This window comes from Pseudomonas silensiensis, from assembly GCF_050434865.1.
Taxonomy (GTDB): Bacteria; Pseudomonadota; Gammaproteobacteria; order Pseudomonadales; family Pseudomonadaceae; genus Aquipseudomonas; species Aquipseudomonas fluorescens_W.
The window spans coordinates 87,145-104,661 of the sequence record NZ_JBNDJH010000003.1; the positions used below are offsets into that span (position 1 = coordinate 87,145).

Here is a 17,517-nt window from a genome sequence, read left to right on the forward strand (position 1 = left end):
TCAGTTCTCCAGTACCAGTGAAGTATCGACCGTCGCCTCGTGATACAGCCGCAGCGCCTCGCGCACTTGATCGGCGCTTTCCAGGCCCAGCACTTGCTGGGCGATGGCCTGGCAGTCCAGCAGATCCACTTCGCGAACCGTCGCCTTGATCGCCGGAATCAGCGGCACGCTCACCGACAGTTCATCCACCCCAAGTCCCAGCAACAACGGCACCGCCAGCGTTTCGGACGCCATGGCGCCACACACACCGACCCATTTGCCATGGGCGTGGGCGGCCTTCACGGTGCTGGCAATCAAACGCAGCACCGACGGATGAAAACTGTCAGCCTGACTGGCCAGGCGCGGGTGATCGCGGTCCATGGCCAGGGTGTATTGGGTCAGGTCGTTGGTGCCGATCGAGAAAAAATCCACTTCAGGCGCAAACAGATCGGCCATCAGGGCTGCTGCCGGCACTTCGATCATGATCCCCAGTTTCGGCAGCTCGGTAAGGCCCAATACCAGCGCCTCTTCCTCAAGCAGTTGCCGGGCCTGTCGCAACTCCGACAGCTGCGTGACCATGGGCAACATGATGTGCAGACGGGCCAGCCCGGCGCTGCTCAGGATCGCCTTGAACTGATCGCGCAACAGCTGCGGGCGCTCCAGGCACAAACGAATCCCGCGCATGCCGAGGAACGGGTTGGTTTCGCGGTCCATCGGCACGTAGGCCAACGGTTTGTCGCCGCCGACATCCAGAGTCCGCACCACCAGATTGCGCGCCGGCCCGAGTGCTTTGGCGATGGCGCTGTAGGTTGATGTTTGCTCGTCATGGCTCGGCGCATGATTGCGATCCAGATAAAGAAACTCCGAACGCAGCAAGCCGACGCCCTCGCCTCCCAGTGCCACGGCCTGCTCCGCTTCAGCCAGCGAGGCGATGTTGGCTGTCACTTCAAAGTGGTGACCATCGCGGGTACAAGCCGCCAGCGCAGCGTGCGACAGTTCATGTTGATGGCGCTTCTGCTGACGCTGACGATTGGCTTGCAGCTGCTCGATGGCCGCCAGATCCGGGTCCAGATGCAGCTCGCCCTTGTCGGCGTCGAGCAACACTTGGGTGCCGTTGGCCAGCCCCAGGACCTGAACGGGCAACCCGCAGATCACCGGCAAACCGGACGCCCGAGCGAGGATCGCGACGTGGCTGGTAGCGCCGCCACCGACCGTGGCGAACCCCAGTACCTTGCGGGTATCGAGCCCGGCGGTCTGTGACGGCGTCAGTTGATCGGCGATCAGGATCGCCCCTTCAGGCAGCTCCATCGCCTGATCCTGTACGCCGAGGATCAGCTTGAGCACTCGCTGGCCGACATCGGCCAGGTCTGCCGCCCGCTCCGCCAGCAAGGCATTGCCCAGGCTTTTGAACAGGGTTGCCACCGACTCGGTGGCCGCGCGCCAGGCGAACCCGGCACTTTTGCCTTCGATGATCAGCGCCTCGGTCTGATCCAGCAGGCTCGGGTCTTCGAGCAGTTCTTGATGCGCCTTGAAAATCTCTGCCTGGGCATCCCCGGTGGCGTTGTCACGCAGCTGCTGCAAGGCCAGCACCGCTGCGGCCAAGGCCCGAGACAGATGCTCTCGCTCAACCTGCGGACCGACGCCGAACTCGCTGACTTCAAGTGTTTGCTCGGCGATCTGCACAACCTGGCCAAACGCCGAACCCGCCGAGGCACAGACTCCGCGCAAAACGTTCAGCGATGACGCTTCAACCGTCTCAACTTCTGCCATCGCGGCGACCGTCTCGCCACACCCGGCGGTCAGCAATTCGGACAGCGTCTTGATCGCCGCTTCAGCGTCCGGCCCCGCCGCGCTGACTTGCACAACGTCACCGTGAGCCGTCTGCAAACCCATGATCGCCACCAAGGATTTGGCGTTCGCACTCGCCTGCTGTTTATGCAGGTAAATGCTCGCCGAAAAACCTTTCGCCGCCTGAGCGAATACCGCTGCCGGTCGGGCGTGCAAGCCGTTCGGATTGGCCAGCGTCACTGGTTTGGAAAACAGTGCTTCACCCTCTTCCGGCACCGGCTCATCCGTTGCCTGCTCGATAGGCTTCAAATTCAGTAGCGGCTGACCACTGTCGACCAATCCCGCTTCCGGTGTCAGCCAAGTGAATGGCTCACCGCTGACCACCAGCATCAACGTCAGCAGGCTGCGGGCATTCAATGCAATAAAGTCGGCATCGAATTCGATCAGCGACTGCCCCACGTCAACCTGCTGGCCCTCCTCCACCAACCGCGTGAAACCCTTCCCCGCCAGGTTCACCGTGTCGAGCCCAATGTGCATCAACACCTGCACACCGTTTTCGTCGGTGATGCTGATCGCATGCCCGCTGGCCTGCACATTGCTGACAACCCCTGCCAGCGGCGCGCACAACGTCGTTGAAGTCGGATCGATGCACAGGCCATCGCCGATCACGCGGCTGGAAAACACCGGATCGGGCACAACGTCCAGTGGCATCAATACGCCGGACAGGGGCGCGTGCAGTTGCAATTGTTGGGGTGTGGCCATGACGTCACCTGCTGTTTTGTTCTTTGAAGTGCCGATGGAGCGCGAGGCTCCGACAGCATCGCTTATTTCCACCAGTACTCGACCTGCAATCCGACGTTCGAACCGTGTCGCGCCGTGCCAAAGGTGCCGGTGTCGGACAATGCCGAACCCGCCGCCAGTTCATTGGCCGCCCGTTTGGCCGCCTCGTTCCAGCTCGCATAGGTGTAATACAGACGCACCTCGGGGCGCGCCCAGAATTCCGGGCCTTTGGGCGACCAGGTCGGGGCGAAGGTGAACTTGCTCAGCTTGCGCGTGCCGCCCGTGGCTTCGACCTGATCGTGACCCAGTTCGGTCACCAGTTTGAACTGCTCGGTGATCGCATAGGTCGGGCGCACGCCCAGGGAAATCCAGTTCTGATCACTGCCGTCCTGGCGAATGTCTTTCTGATAGACCGCCTCGACCTGTCCGCCAAATCGCGGCGTCACTTGCCAGTCGAAGAACTCCACCACCCGGTAACTTTTGTTGCTGTCGTCCAGCTTCACGTTACCGGTATAGCCCAACCCGGTGCCGGGGCCTTCGCCGTACTGGAAGGCCAGTTTGTTCTTGCCGCCCAGAAAACCTTTCTGCACATGCTGGGTGGTGATCGCCCAGCCACGGTGAGCGTCGCGGCTGTCGGGTTTGTCGATGTAACTCAGGCCGAACTCCAACGCACCGCCAGGGTTGGTGTTGAAGCCGGCGACGTTGAAATCGTGTCGGTTGATGTAGTCCTTCTGGTACAGGTTGTCCTTGCGCGAGAAGGCATAGCTGTATTTCAGATCGCCGATCAGTACGTCCTCGATACCGCCGCCGGTGGCGCTCTGGTTCCAATAGTAGAAATCGGAAATGTGGATGTCGTTCCGTTTGTAGTATCGCCGGCCAGCCCACAACGAACCGCCGTTCAGGCTGGGCATGTTCGACCATTGCGCGTACGCCTGCGGCATGCGCACCGAGCCGTTGTCACCGTTGAAGGTCAGGTCCTTGTCGTACTGGTTGTACAACGAAGCCATGCCATCGACGCTCAGCACCGAACCGTCATCCAGGGTGTACAAATCCTGGCGCAACTCCAGTTCGGCGTACTGCTCACATTCGTTGCCCAAGCGGTATTTGGTCTGCGCACCCGGGAGTTGGAAACACTGCTGTTTACCGCTGTTGACCGAGGTCCCGACGCCACTGCGCAAGTAACCGGCGAACTCCAGCGCCTGGGCCGAAAGAGGCAAAGCCAGGCACACGCCCGCCACTACAAGGCTGCGATTTATTGTTGTTTTCAAGAGCTACCCCATTATTTTTATTGTGTGCAGCGGCAAAATCGGCGCGCAAAACTCCCCCGCGCAGCGTGCTGCGTATTTTTTTGAGTCGGTGTTTTTTTGTGGTCGGTCAGTCGGTCATGTGCAGCACGAACGACTCATAAGGCCGTAAGAGGACCTGACTGTTTCGCACCGGACTGTCCGGGTAATTACTGATGACCAGACGCTGGGCCATCGCTTCTCTGATCACTTCATCCGGCAGTTCGACTTCGCATGGCGTGCCGTAGAAGTTGTTCAGCACCAGCAACCGTTCGCCACTGCCCTCACGCACGTACGCCCAGATTTGCGCGTGCTCTGGCAACAACTGCCGATAGACCCCCTCGGACATCAGCGCCTCAGTGCGACGCAAGGCGATCAACTGACGGTAGTGATGCAGCACCGAATCCGGGTCATCGAGCTGAGCGGCAACGTTGATCTGCCCGGCGTTCGCCGGCACCCCGATCCACGGCTCGACAGCGCTGAAACCCGCATTGGGCTCGGCATTCCAGTGCATCGGCGTACGGCCGTTATCCCGGGACTTCTGCATGATCGCCGCCATGTTGTCGGCATCACTGACTCCGGCGTCGCGCTTGAGGCGATGGATGTTCAGCGTCTCGACATCGCGGTACTGATCGATGTGATCGAAGCCCGGATTGGTCATGCCCAGTTCCTCGCCCTGGTACACGAACGGCGTGCCCTGGAGGAAGTGCAGTGCCGTGCCGAGCATCTTCGCCGAGAGCACCCGATATTCACCGTCATGACCAAAACGCGAGACCACCCGTGGCTGGTCGTGGTTACACCAAAACAGCGCATTCCAGCCACCGCCGGCCTGCATGCCGGTTTGCCAATCGGAGAGAATGCGCTTGAGTTCAAGGAAATTGAAATCGGCACGAATCCACTTCTGCAGGTTCGGGTAATCAACCTTCAGGTGATGGAAGTTGAAGGTCATCGACAGCTCTTTCGACTCTGGCCGCGAGTAACGAATGCAGTGTTCCAGACTGGTGGAAGACATCTCACCGACGTTGATCAGGTCATGACCTTCGAAGACTTCGCGGTGCATTTGCTGCAAGTATTCGTGCACGTTCGGGCCGTCGGTGTAGAAGCGTCGACCGTCGGTGTTGTCCTCGGGGAAGTCCGCCGGTTTGGAGATCAGGTTGATCACGTCCAGACGGAACCCGCCTACGCCCTTGTCGCGCCAGAAACGCATCATCTTGAAGACTTCGGCGCGCACCTTGGGGTTATCCCAGTTCAGGTCGGCCTGAGTGTGATCGAACAGGTGCAGGTAATACTGACCGGTCTGGGCTTCGTATTCCCAGGCCGAACCACCGAACTTGGACTCCCAGTTGTTCGGCTGGTCGCGCCAGATGTAGAAATCCCGGTATGGGTTGTCGAGGCTGCTGCGGGCCTGCTGGAACCAGGGGTGCTCGATGGAGGTGTGGTTGACCACGATGTCGAGCATCAACTTGATCCCGCGCTTGCCGGCCTCGGCGATCAGCAATTCGCAATCGGCCATGGTCCCGTAACTCGGATCGATGGCGTAGTAATCACTGATGTCGTAGCCGTTGTCGCGCTGGGGCGAACGCAGGAACGGCGTGATCCACAGGCAATCGACACCCAGCCAGTGCAGGTAATCGAGCTTGGCCACAACGCCCAGCAAATCACCCGTGGGGTTGCCGGCGTGGCTGTGAAAACTCTTCGGGTAGATCTGGTAGATCACCGAACGTTGCCAGTCTTGCATGGCGGATTCCTTCAACAAATTGATGTGGCGACCGTCAGGCAACCCGATATCCCGGCCGAACAATCTTCATGCTCAACCCGCAGGTCAGAACAAACGGCACGACCATGGCAATGACCATCCCGATCACGAACATCGGAATGAACTGCGGAATGATCGAGATAAAACCGGGCAAGCCGCCGACGCCGATCGCCGAGGCCTGGACCTTGTTCAGCGACAGGAAAATGCAGCCCAGGGCCGAACCGATCAGGGCTGCATAAAACGGAAATTTGTAACGCAGGTTGACCCCGAACATGGCCGGTTCGGTGATGCCGAAATAAGCGGAAATCGCCGAGGTCGAGGCCATGCTTTTGTCCCGCACATTACGGGTCATGTAGAACACCGCCAGTGCCGCGCTGCCCTGGGCAAGGTTGGACATGACGATCATCGGCCAGATGAAGGTCCCGCCCTGGGTGGAGATCAGCTGCAAGTCGACCGCAAGAAACATGTGGTGCATGCCGGTGATCACCAACGGTGCGTAGAGCAAACCGAAAATCGCCCCGCCGACCATTGGCGCCAAGTCAAACAGCATGACCACGCCTTCGGTGATCAGAATCCCCAGATGCCGGGTCACCGGGCCGATCACCGCCAGCGCCAGCACGCCGGTCACAACGATGGTGGTGATCGGCACCACCAGCAATTGCACCGCGTTCGGCACCCGCGCCCGCAGCCATTTCTCGATGACGCTCATCACATAGGCCGCCATCAGGATCGGCAGGATCTGCCCTTGGTAACCGACCTTCTCGATCTGGAACAACCCCAGGATGTCGAAGTACGGCAGGCTCTGCCCGTCCAGCCCGGCCACCGCTTTACCGTAGTTCCAGGCATTGAGCAGATCGGGGTGCACCAGCATCAGGCCAAGCACGATGCCAAGGATTTCGCTGCCGCCAAACCGCTTGGCCGCCGACCAGCCCACCAGCGCCGGGAGGAACACAAACGAGGTGTTGGCCATGAGGTTGATCAGGCTCCAGAGCCCGTCAAGCTTCGGGTAGGCGTCCAGCAAGGTCTGGCCCTCGATGAACATGCCCTTGGCGCCGATCAGGTTGTTGATGCCCATCAACAGGCCGGCAATGATCAGTGCCGGCAGAATCGGCATGAACACATCGGAAAACACCCGCACCAGACGCTGCATCGCGTTGATCTTGTCGGCACTTTTTTGTTTAACGTCGGCGATGGTCGAGGCCGCGAGACCGGTTTGACGGCGCAGTTCGGCGTAGACCTTTTCGACTTCACCTGGGCCGATGACCACTTGGAACAGGCCGCCGGTGAAGAACGAGCCTTTGACCAGATCGATCTGGTTCAACGTGGCGCTGTTGACCAGGCTTGGGTCCTTGAGGGCCAGGCGCAAGCGTGTGACGCAGTGCGCGGCCTGCTCGATGTTGTCGTTGCCACCGAGGCTTTGCAGCAGCTCGCTGGCGATATTCGGATAGTCGTGGCTCATGCTTGTTCTTCCGCTGTAGTTTTTTGTTATTGGCAGCACGCCGAAACGAAAAGTACTCGTCTGTACGAGTTAAAGCAACAACTCGTACAGACGAGTTTGATTTTGTTTATCCTGAACCCGACAGGCGGCGAACTTTCCTACCTCAAAAGTCAAAGAAACCTAACGCCGCATGGACAAACCCCTACCCTGCCCTTAAGGTTCGAAACCTTGAGCACAGCGCGGTACAGAGCCATCCCCATGAGTAAATACAACCAGATCTACAGCGATCTGCTTGCCAGCATCACGACCGAACGTCTGGAACGCGGCGCCCGGTTGCCTTCCGAAACGGAACTGATGGACAGCTATCAGGCCAGCCGCGGCACCGTGCGCAAGGCCATCGAGCAATTGCAGGAGCGCGGTTTCGCCCAGAAAGTCCACGGCAAAGGTACGTTCGTGCTGTCGACCAACCCGATCGAATTCCAGTTGGGCGGCATCGTCAGCTTCCAGGAGACGTACCCGCGCCTGGGCAACGACGTCAGCACCGACGTGGTCGAGTTCACTCAAATCCCTCTCGAAGGCCCCTTGCTTGAACACATCAAGGCCGAAGAAGGCAGCCTGATCACACGGATCAAACGAGTGCGGCGGATCGACGGCAAACGCGTGATCCTCGACATCAACCATTTCGTCAGTGATGTGATTCCAGGCCTGTCCCGCGACATCGCCGAGCACTCGATCTACGCCTTCATCGAGCAGACCTTGCAACTGCAAATCGCCTACGCCCAGCGCACTATTGAAGCGGTGCCCCGGAGCAAGGACGACCAGCAACACCTGGACCTCGACGGCCAGAGCCATGTGATCGTGGTCAGCAACCAGACGTTTTTGCAGGACGGACGGCAGTTCGAGTACACCGAATCGCGGCACACCCTGGACAAGTTTTACTTTTCCGACATTGCGCGGCGCTGAGCCTGATTCTGGTACTCGCCAACTCCTACGTCTTGCGTCAGCAACTGACCACCAACAGCTAGCCAGTGCCTTACAGATGGAATCGATGCCCCTTGAGATAGTGAGCGCCCTCTTGGCAACCTCTCAAGGCGAGCATCATGGACGATACTCAAGACATAACCCTGCCCGACGCTACCGATGCGCTGGCCCTCCTGGCCCTGATCCCTGATCTGGTAACCGATTGCCCCGACCTGCACGCCATGGCGTATCAGGTCGCCAAGGACATTCTCGTCCAGCACAGCATCACCGATATCGAACCCGACAAAGTCTACTGGCATCGGTTTAATGCCGCTCAAAGCAGCTCGAAGACCTTTACCGGCTGGCAGCATGTGTTTGAAACCCCCAGGGAGTCGATGACCTTCCCGCAACTGGTCATGCAGCGTTTCAGTGTCCACGACCAGGACAACGGGGACCTGCTGGACGTTGACAGCGGTTTCTACCGTGCCGACGGCAATGCCGGAAACTACGACGAAACCAACGAGATTCGCCTGCATGCCCGGGATGTGTTGAACACCTTTTGGGATGTCAATTTCGCTGAGCGTTACAAAACGGCCATCGCGACGTTCTGGGAAAAGCACAGTGACAACTTCCGTGCGTTGGCCAAGTGCACGTTCATTGCCAAAGCCATTGAAGACTACGAGAAGGGTCACTTGACCCGAGAACACTTCACCACCGTGCTCAGGGCTGTTGTCGGTAATGTCAGCAGGCCGCTCACCTGGCAAATGCTGCTGGACGAGGCGCCAGCGGGCAGCGGTTTATCGATTCGCACGTTTTGCATTGATCACTTCGTGTCGACGGACATCCTCAGCATCACTGACGACAGTGATCTGAACATTCTCTACGTTCCGGGCGAACCCAGAGGGTTTCACTGTTTTAACAAAGTCGAGGAACTGCACGAATGGCTGGTCAACGAGGTCAAGGACGCTGAAGGCCGCGAACGCATGCTCATGCACTTCAAACAGGAAGAGCGGGATATCCTTCAGGAAAAGCCTGCTTCGCTGGGGCATAAGCTGGCCAACTTCACCGGCATTGGTCTGATCGCTCATTTCCTGGAGAACACGGAATATGAAAATGTCGGCCTCACCCACGCCTATGACGTTCTAACGAGTGACAATGAAGCCGCGAACGTTCATTTGCTCCATTACCGTGGCGAGAAGATTGCCGGTGATGCGTTCACCCATCTGAACCGGTCCACTCATGAGCGCATGCTCAGCGACGCCAATTACCTGCTGCACTCCAACGGCGAGATCAGGAAAAAGCTGTGGATAGGCTATCTCAATGCCTTCAACCACACCTTCGGGCCGATGGCCGCCCTTGCATGGCCGGCAGCACTGGTTGTCGTTGGCGCGGGCATTGCCAATGTCGGCCTGCACATCGATCAAGCCATCAACGCGACTACCCCTGCGGAACGCAAGGCAGCCATTACCGGTGCCATTCTCGGTAGCGTGGACGTACTGTTCAACTTGCCATTTTTACGAGGGGCGGCCGAACTCGCAGAAGCAGCGGAAGCCGAGGAGGTACTCACGGCCGAGAAAGATCCAGCAGAGTCGGGCGTAACAGTAAATCCCCCCGTCGAAGCCATTGCCCCCCGCCCAAGCGATTCCGACATATTGGCGCCTTTTGAAACCAATGAAATTCTCGATGGCGATTCCCCAACCAACGCCGAAGGCAAGTTTCAAGGTATCTATCAGCCTGAGACAGGCGGTAATTACATTGCCGTCGGTGACAGTTTCTACCTGGTGCGCTACAGCAATGACATGAGGGCCTGGACAATCGTCGACCCGGTCAACCCCTACTCCTTTTACCGCAACATACCGGTGCGCCTGAATGAACAGGGTGAATGGACGGCCCTCACGCGTCCCGGCCTGGCGGGAGGTGGCAGGTTTTCAGATTTTTTTGCCAGGGCCGAGCCGTCACTCCCGGACTTCGATGCACCGGCGACTGCATACGATGTTCCGCAGGACATCAAGCCAGCCCTCAAACAGGCGGCCAAGGGTATGGCCGCGAAGGGGGATTTGAAGGACGGATTTGTCAATCTCAACAATCCGAACAATGAGCTGGAAGCCTTCAAGAGACTGCGCCGAACGCTGCACGACGACGCCGTGACCTTCTATTCGCAACCGCCGCTGCGACCCAGACCGCCCCTTCCATCGTTCATCGCGAATGCAAAGATCAAGGACATCATCAAGACGCTTTTCAAGCGGTCACAGAGCCTGGTCATCGGTGAAAACCACTCCAGCGTGGGCAGCAAACAGTTTCTGATCGAGAACATGAGCGTGCTGCGCAAACAAAAGGTCAAAACCTTGTACATGGAGCATCTGCTAACCGATTTCCATCAAGCTGACCTGGACGTGTTCAATCGCACCGGGGTGATGTCCGAGGACCTGCAAAGCTATCTCAAGAACCTTGACGCAGGTTTTTCGACTGACCCCAGCGAACAATTCACCTTTGAGCAGGTGGTCAGGACAGCACAAAAAAACAACATACGCGTTCAGGCCATCGACTGCCTGGCCAGTTACCGCAGCACCGGTATTACACCGGCCAGTATCAATTTTCGGCAAAAAATGATGAATTTTTTCGCCCGACAAGTCATCGGCGCCGACCAGACGGCCAGAGGCGCACATAACTGGGTGGCGTTGGTCGGGAACTCCCACGCCAATACCTATGACGGCGTTGCGGGAATCAGCGAGCTTGAAGGCAGCATCGGGCTGCGTATTGAAAGCGTAGGCCCGGACGAGCTCGGCGGTATCAAGGTCGACCCGGGGGTGTCCGACGGGCCCCGCCCGGGGCAAGCAGCCGGTTTTGCCAAAAATGACTTGTTGCTGCAAATTCCGACGCCGAAAAGCGTGATCCTGGCGCAAAGGCTCGAGGATGGGCTACCCAGGCCTGGCACGTACACCCTCAGCACCAGTACCGGCGAACCCTTGCTGGTTCACCGCAGCAGAACCCTCACCAACAGAATCATCACCAGTAACGGCATCATCACTCGGGGAAAACTCCTCCGAACGCCCATAAAACATGATGCCGCCGGGTACTACGTCGAACGGGATACCTGGCAGATCAACGGCCGACGCTTTCAAACGCTAGAGAACTTGAGTTCAGCCTTGCACAGAATGGGCATGACCCCTGTCCGACTACCCGGCGTCTAAAACGCAAAAAGGCCGTGTGAACAGTGTTCACACGGCCTTTTCAGTTACCTGCGATCAAGCCATCAAGGCTAGTGCAGGATCATTCCCACTCAATCGTCGCCGGCGGCTTGCTCGACACGTCATAAGTAACGCGGGAGATGCCTTCGATTTCGTTGATGATGCGGCCGGAAACAGTCTCCAGCAGTTCGTAAGGCAGGTGTGCCCAACGCGCGGTCATGAAATCGATGGTTTCTACGGCACGCAGGGCCACGACCCAGGCGTAACGACGGCCATCGCCGACAACGCCAACCGATTTCACCGGCTGGAACACCACGAATGCCTGGCTGACCTTGTGGTACCAGTCGGCCTTGCGCAGTTCTTCGATGAAGATGTGGTCGGCGCGACGCAGCAGGTCGGCGTATTCCTTCTTCACTTCACCGAGGATCCGCACGCCCAGGCCCGGGCCCGGGAACGGGTGACGGTAGACCATGTCGTACGGCAGGCCGAGTTCCAGGCCCAGACGACGGACTTCGTCCTTGAACAGCTCGCGCAGGGGTTCAACCAGCTTGAGGTTCATTTCTTCCGGCAGGCCACCCACGTTGTGGTGCGACTTGATCACGTGCGCCTTGCCGCTTTTGGCGCCAGCCGACTCGATCACGTCCGGGTAGATGGTGCCTTGGGCGAGGTACTTGATGTTGTCCAGTTTGTTGGACTGGGCATCGAATACGTCGATGAAGGTACGGCCGATGATTTTGCGCTTTTTCTCTGGATCGCTTTCGCCAGCCAGGTTGTTCAGGAACTGTTCTTCGGCGTTGGCGCGGATCACTTTGACGCCCATGTTCTCGGCGAACATGGCCATCACTTGCTCGCCTTCGTGCAGACGCAGCAGGCCGTTGTCGACGAAGACGCAGGTCAGCTGGTCGCCGATGGCTTTGTGCAGCAGCGCGGCAACCACCGAGGAGTCAACGCCGCCGGACAGGCCGAGCAGTACGTTGTCGGTGCCGACCTGGGCGCGAATGTTGGCGATGGCGTCTTCAGCAATCTTCGAAGGCGTCCACAAGGCTTCGCAGCCGCAGATGTCGAGGATAAAGCGCGAGAGGATGCGACCGCCCTGCTTGGTGTGGGTCACTTCCGGGTGGAACTGCACGCCGTAGTAGCCACGAGCATCGTCGAACATGCCAGCGATCGGGCAGCTTGGGGTGCTGGCCAGGATGTGGAATTCCTGAGGCATCTTGGTGACTTTGTCACCGTGACTCATCCACACGTCGAGGCCGAACAGGCCGTCGGCGTCGATGTGGTCTTCGATGCCGTCGAGCAGACGGCTTTTGCCGACCACGTCGACACGGGCGTAACCGAACTCACGCAGCTCGGAACCTTCGACCTTGCCACCCAGCTGTTCAGCCATGGTCTGCATGCCGTAGCAGATACCGAAGACCGGTACGCCCAGGTCAAACACCGCTTGTGGGCAGCGAGGGCTGTTGGCTTCGTGCACGGACTCGGGGCCGCCAGCGAGAATGACGCCTTTTGGAGCGAATTCGCGAATCGCGTCTTCATCCATATCGAACGGATGCAGTTCGCAGTACACGCCGATTTCACGCACGCGGCGGGCAATCAGCTGGGTGTACTGGGAACCGAAATCGAGGATCAGGATGCGGTGAGCGTGAATGTCGAGGGCCATGTGGTCAGTCTCGTCTATGCAGTTCGGTGAAGAGAATTCAGAAACAACTCGGGGCTGAAAACAGCCCCGGTTACTTAACTTATTGCTGGAAGGCTCAACCTACGCGGTAGTTTGGCGCTTCTTTGGTGATCTGTACGTCGTGAACGTGGGATTCGGCCATGCCAGCGCCGGTGATCCGCACGAACTCAGGCTTGGTGCGCATTTCTTCGATGTCGGCACTGCCGGTGTAACCCATCGAGGAACGCAGGCCGCCCATCAGTTGATGGATGATGGCGCTCAGTGTGCCCTTGTAAGGAACACGCCCTTCGATACCTTCCGGAACCAGTTTCTCGGCGCCTGCCGAGGAGTCCTGGAAGTAACGGTCGGAGGAGCCTTGAGCCTGGGACATGGCGCCCAGCGAACCCATGCCGCGGTAAGCCTTGTACGAACGACCCTGGAACAGTTCGATCTCGCCCGGAGCTTCTTCAGTACCGGCGAACATCGAGCCCATCATCACGCAGGAAGCACCGGCAACGATGGCCTTGGACAGGTCACCGGAGAAACGGATGCCGCCGTCGGCGATCAACGGAACGCCAGTGCCTTCGAGGGCAGCGGCGACGTTGGCGATGGCGCTGATTTGCGGGACGCCGACACCGGCGACGATACGGGTGGTGCAGATCGAGCCAGGGCCGATACCGACCTTGACCGCATCGGCTCCCGCTTCGGCCAGAGCCTTGGCGGCAGCGCCGGTGGCGATGTTGCCGCCGATGACCTGCACTTCAGGGAAATTCTGTTTGACCCAGCGAACGCGGTCGATCACACCTTTGGAGTGACCGTGAGCGGTGTCGACCACCACCACGTCAACGCCGGCATTGACCAGGGCGGCTACGCGATCACCGGTGTCTTTACCGGTACCGACAGCAGCGCCAACACGCAGACGACCTTGGTCGTCCTTGCTGGCCAGCGGGTATGCCTTGGCTTTTTCGATGTCGTTGACGGTCATCATGCCTTTGAGGGCGAATTTGTCGTCGACGATCAGCACGCGTTCGATGCGGTGTTTGTGCAACAACTCACGGACGTCGTTCTTGTCGGCGCCTTCCTTGACCGTGACCAGACGCTCTTTAGGCGTCATCACTTCACGGACGGAGGCGTCCAGACGGTTTTCGAAACGTACGTCACGGGAAGTGACGATGCCGACCAGGTCGCCATCGTGCAGTACCGGAACGCCGGAGATGTTGTGCATGCGGGTCAGTTCGAACAGTTCACGAACCGTGGCGTCAGCCTCGATGGTGATCGGGTCCTTGACCACGCCGGCTTCATAACGCTTGACCTTGCGCACTTCGGCAGCTTGCTGCTCGATGGTCATGTTCTTGTGGATAATGCCGATGCCACCTTCCTGAGCCATGGCAATTGCCAGACGGGCTTCAGTAACGGTGTCCATGGCGGCAGAAACCAGAGGAATATTCAGCTCGATGCCACGGGTTAGGCGGGTCTTGAGACTGACTTCGTTAGGAAGCACCTCGGAATAACCAGGCACTAGGAGAATGTCGTCGAATGTCAGAGCTTCTTGGCTGATACGCAGCATCGCGGGGGCTCCCGAGCGGGAAAATGGAAGCGCGCCATTATAGTCAGACACCCCCTCGGGTTCAATGTAAAACTCTGTCTATTATTAGCATTACTGATATACGGGGATTGTCGTCTCCTACAGCTCGACTTTTACCCAACTGACAGGCTGATCGAGCCAATCGGCAAATTCGTCGATAAAGCTCTGTTTGAACCCGGCCTCGGCCCAGTTGTTGAAGATAAAGCCCAGGTTGGAAAAGCCGCATTCCTGCAAGAAAAGAAAGCCGTTGATGTCATCTTCATGCCCGCACTCCGGACACGTGAAGTTATCGGTGCGCCCCGGCATCCAGTCTTCCAGGCTTTCGAACAGCGCTTCGCCGACTTCCTTGCGGCACTCGGCGCAACCCGCCTCTTCAAGGAAACCCTTGGCCGGCGTATAGATGCAGCGCTTGGTGATGATTTCCAGGCCATTGACCGGTTCGCCGAACGGCAGCGCTTCAGGATGCAGCACTACCGCGCGGGCACCGTCGGCGATCGCATGAGCCATGCGGTTGCCAGTGCGACCACACGTGGTCAGTTCTTCTTTGATGATGTTCTTGCGCACTAGCCAACGCACGACCGCCCGGGCCCGGGGTTCGTGTACCGGCAGTGTGGAGATTTTCGGGACAATAATGCTTTGCGAGTTCATGGGTGCAGCCTACTGCGTTAAATAGAAAGTTCTGCGGTGTGCCACCCGCGATAGCGTCAGGGCGGCCGGCAGCTTAATACCTGACGAAATCCGGTCAAGCACTCAAATAACGTCCGATCAAGGCAATTCCGCTGGCCAGCACCAACCAGGTCACCAGCCGCACAAACGCCTCGCGGGACAATCTCATGGTCAACCGCCGGCCGATCCACAGCCCCAATGCCATGGCCGGCAACAAACACAGCGCTAACAACAATAAGGGTAGCTCGGCATACACACCCGCGACAGCAAACAGGCTCAAGCGCACCACGGTGCTGCAACTGATCAGCGCACTCTGGGTCGCCCGGGCCGCCTCTTTGGGCAGGCGACTGTTCAAGTAGATCGCATATAAAAAGCCGCCGCTGCCAAACAATGCCCCGAACATCCCGCCCACCGTGCCCATCGGCACCGCCCACGCGGCGGATAACTGCGTCGGGCGGGTTTTGACCCACAGGCTGTAAATCGCATACGCGCTGATAAACAGCCCCATCAGCAGCAGCAACACGTCGGATTTCAGGTTCAGCAGAAAGATCACCCCCAGTGTGCAACCCACCGCCATGCAAGGCAGCAACCGCAACAACTCAGGCTTCGCCACATCCCGTCGCGAAGGCAGCAAATTGCCAAACGCCGCGACGAAATCCAGCAGCACCAACAACGGCACGATCTTCGACAGCGGCATGAACAGGATCAGAATCGGCCCCGCCACCAACGCGGTGCCGAAACCGGCAATACCGAACACGATGTAGGCCAGGGCAATGCCCAGCGCGATTACCAGCCAATCCGTAGCGCCGAATGGCCATTGGTTCAACAACTCGAATGCATTCATTGCATGTCTTCCTTGAGTCCGGGCCCCGACTTTACCCTTGTAGGAGTGAGCCGGCTCCGGGCGGCGTTCCGACGATAGCGGTTTAGCATTCAATACTGTTGTCGACTGATACACCGCTATCGTCGGAACGCCGCCCGGAGCCGGCTCACTCCTACAGGGGAATTTCGCTGATTCATGGAGATTGATCGTCGAATGCCTTTAAACTGCGCCCCATGATTAAAGATCCCTTTGCAAGACTCGGCCTGGACCGTGAAGTCCTGACTGTCAGCCAGCTCAACGGCCGCGCGCGGGTGTTGCTCGAAGACGTGTTCAGCAACATCTGGGTCGAAGGCGAAATCTCCAACCTCGCCCGCCCGGCGTCCGGCCACGTGTATTTCACCCTCAAGGACAGCGGTGCCCAGGTGCGTTGCGCACTGTTCCGGCAGAACGCGGCGCGGGTTCGCCAGGCGCTGAAGGATGGCCTGGCGGTCAAGGTCCGCGGCAAGGTTTCGCTGTTCGAAGGCCGTGGCGACTATCAGCTGATCCTCGATACCGTGGAGCCGGCCGGTGACGGTGCGCTGCGTCTGGCGTTCGATGCGTTGAAGGAAAAACTCAGCGCCGAAGGCCTGTTCAGCGCCGAACGCAAAGTGCCGCTGCCGGCGCATCCGCAACGCATCGGCATCATCAGCTCGCCCACCGGCGCGGTGATTCGCGACATCATCAGCGTATTCCGCCGCCGTGCGCCGCAGATTCAACTCACGTTGATCCCCACTGCCGTGCAGGGCCGCGAAGCCACTGCGCAGATTGTCCGCGCCTTGAAACTGGCGGACGCCCGTGGTTTCGACGCGTTGATCCTGGCCCGTGGCGGCGGCTCGCTGGAAGACCTCTGGTGCTTCAACGAAGAAGCCGTAGCCCGCGCCGTCGATGCCTGCGTGACGCCGATTGTCAGCGCCGTCGGCCATGAAACCGATGTGTCGATCAGTGACTTCGTGGCCGACGTCCGCGCGCCGACGCCGTCCGCCGCCGCCGAACTGCTCGCGCCGGATTCCAGTGACCTGGTCCGCCGGCTCGAAAGCCTGCATCGACGGCTGGTGATGCGTATCCGCGATCGCTTGATGCGTGATCGACTGCGCCTGGAAGGCATGTCCCGTCGCCTGCGCCATCCCGGCGAACGTCTGCGCCAGCAAGCGCAACGCCTGGATGATCTGGACATGCGCATGCGTCGCGCCTTCGAACGCAGCCTCAATACCCGTCGCGAACGCTTGATCCGTCTGGAAACCCGCCTCTCCGGGCAACATCCGGGACGGCAACTGGCGATGCTTCGTCAGCGCCTCGACAGCCTTGCCGAACGCCTGCCCCGTGCCATGCGCGAAGGGCTCAAATCCCGTCGCCTGCAACTGCAAAGCCAGATGCAGACGCTGCATGTGGTCAGCCCTTTGGCGACCCTTGGCCGTGGCTACAGTATTTTGCTGGACGAACGCGGCAACGCGATCCGCAACGCCGCGCAAACCCACAACGGTCAGCGCCTGAAAGCCAGACTTGGCGAAGGCGAACTGCAAGTGCGGGTCGAAGACAATCACCTGACGCCTGTCACCCTTTCTTTACTGGATTGAT

11 protein-coding genes are annotated in these 17,517 nt (G+C 59.1%); 3 read left to right on the forward strand and 8 right to left on the reverse strand.

Translation table 11 applies throughout. The features are described from left to right. The 4 genes from ptsP to treP form a co-directional block, all read right to left on the reverse strand. Entirely contained in the window at nt 1-2,529 is a 2,529-nt protein-coding gene (gene ptsP, locus QF010_RS05010; RefSeq protein ID WP_429510998.1) for a phosphoenolpyruvate--protein phosphotransferase, read from the reverse strand. Nucleotides 2,530-2,591: 62 nt separating this feature from the next. Next, entirely contained in the window at nt 2,592-3,815 is a 1,224-nt protein-coding gene (locus QF010_RS05015) for a maltoporin (protein WP_429532533.1), read from the reverse strand. A 106-nt stretch (nt 3,816-3,921) separates the two neighbouring features. Then, nucleotides 3,922-5,568 carry an alpha,alpha-phosphotrehalase gene (gene treC, locus QF010_RS05020; RefSeq protein ID WP_429532534.1) on the reverse strand — a complete coding sequence of 549 codons (1,647 nt, stop codon included), beginning with the start codon at nt 5,566-5,568 and terminating at the stop codon, nt 3,922-3,924. A 34-nt stretch (nt 5,569-5,602) separates the two neighbouring features. Continuing rightward, nucleotides 5,603-7,045 carry a PTS system trehalose-specific EIIBC component gene (gene treP / locus QF010_RS05025; RefSeq protein ID WP_429532535.1) on the reverse strand — a complete coding sequence of 481 codons (1,443 nt, stop codon included), beginning with the start codon at nt 7,043-7,045 and terminating at the stop codon, nt 5,603-5,605. Nucleotides 7,046-7,282: 237 nt separating this feature from the next. Here treP and treR point away from each other — a divergent pair, with 237 nt between their 5' ends. Both treR and QF010_RS05035 read left to right on the forward strand, forming a co-directional pair. Continuing rightward, the gene (gene treR, locus QF010_RS05030; RefSeq protein WP_033061491.1) at nt 7,283-7,987 is read left to right on the forward strand and encodes a trehalose operon repressor; all 705 of its coding nucleotides are present in this window, start codon (nt 7,283-7,285) and stop codon (nt 7,985-7,987) included. A gap of 137 nt (nt 7,988-8,124) precedes the next feature. Next, nucleotides 8,125-11,175 (forward strand): membrane-targeted effector domain-containing toxin, encoded by a 3,051-nt coding sequence (locus QF010_RS05035; RefSeq protein ID WP_429532536.1) that lies wholly within the window; start codon nt 8,125-8,127, stop codon nt 11,173-11,175. Nucleotides 11,176-11,254: 79 nt separating this feature from the next. Here QF010_RS05035 and guaA read toward each other — a convergent pair whose 3' ends face one another. The 4 genes from guaA to QF010_RS05055 form a co-directional block, all read right to left on the reverse strand. Beyond that, complete coding sequence (gene guaA, locus QF010_RS05040) at nt 11,255-12,832, reverse strand: glutamine-hydrolyzing GMP synthase (protein WP_033061488.1); 1,578 nt, start codon at nt 12,830-12,832, stop codon at nt 11,255-11,257. Nucleotides 12,833-12,926: 94 nt separating this feature from the next. Continuing rightward, nucleotides 12,927-14,396, reverse strand: a complete 1,470-nt coding sequence (gene guaB / locus QF010_RS05045; protein WP_008147785.1) for an IMP dehydrogenase — start codon at nt 14,394-14,396, stop codon at nt 12,927-12,929. A 117-nt stretch (nt 14,397-14,513) separates the two neighbouring features. Next, nucleotides 14,514-15,062, reverse strand: a complete 549-nt coding sequence (locus tag QF010_RS05050; RefSeq protein ID WP_033061486.1) for a hypothetical protein — start codon at nt 15,060-15,062, stop codon at nt 14,514-14,516. A gap of 94 nt (nt 15,063-15,156) precedes the next feature. Continuing rightward, complete coding sequence (locus QF010_RS05055; protein ID WP_429532537.1) at nt 15,157-15,924, reverse strand: sulfite exporter TauE/SafE family protein; 768 nt, start codon at nt 15,922-15,924, stop codon at nt 15,157-15,159. Nucleotides 15,925-16,136: 212 nt separating this feature from the next. Here QF010_RS05055 and xseA point away from each other — a divergent pair, with 212 nt between their 5' ends. Continuing rightward, nucleotides 16,137-17,516: an exodeoxyribonuclease VII large subunit gene (gene xseA, locus QF010_RS05060; RefSeq protein ID WP_429532538.1), complete on the forward strand. Its 1,380-nt coding sequence runs from the start codon at nt 16,137-16,139 to the stop codon at nt 17,514-17,516. Nucleotide 17,517: the final 1 nt, after the last annotated feature.

What these genes read in the sequence shown, in the direction of transcription:
- ptsP (WP_429510998.1), bottom strand. Translation starts at nt 2,529, where the DNA reads ATGGCCACACCCCAACAATTGCAACTGCACGCGCCCCTGTCCGGCGTA.
- treC (WP_429532534.1), bottom strand. Translation starts at nt 5,568, where the DNA reads ATGCAAGACTGGCAACGTTCGGTGATCTACCAGATCTACCCGAAGAGT.
- treP (WP_429532535.1), bottom strand. Translation starts at nt 7,045, where the DNA reads ATGAGCCACGACTATCCGAATATCGCCAGCGAGCTGCTGCAAAGCCTC.
- treR (WP_033061491.1), top strand. Translation starts at nt 7,283, where the DNA reads ATGAGTAAATACAACCAGATCTACAGCGATCTGCTTGCCAGCATCACG.
- QF010_RS05035 (WP_429532536.1), top strand. Translation starts at nt 8,125, where the DNA reads ATGGACGATACTCAAGACATAACCCTGCCCGACGCTACCGATGCGCTG.
- guaA (WP_033061488.1), bottom strand. Translation starts at nt 12,832, where the DNA reads ATGGCCCTCGACATTCACGCTCACCGCATCCTGATCCTCGATTTCGGT.
- guaB (WP_008147785.1), bottom strand. Translation starts at nt 14,396, where the DNA reads ATGCTGCGTATCAGCCAAGAAGCTCTGACATTCGACGACATTCTCCTA.
- QF010_RS05050 (WP_033061486.1), bottom strand. Translation starts at nt 15,062, where the DNA reads ATGAACTCGCAAAGCATTATTGTCCCGAAAATCTCCACACTGCCGGTA.
- QF010_RS05055 (WP_429532537.1), bottom strand. Translation starts at nt 15,924, where the DNA reads ATGAATGCATTCGAGTTGTTGAACCAATGGCCATTCGGCGCTACGGAT.
- xseA (WP_429532538.1), top strand. Translation starts at nt 16,137, where the DNA reads ATGATTAAAGATCCCTTTGCAAGACTCGGCCTGGACCGTGAAGTCCTG.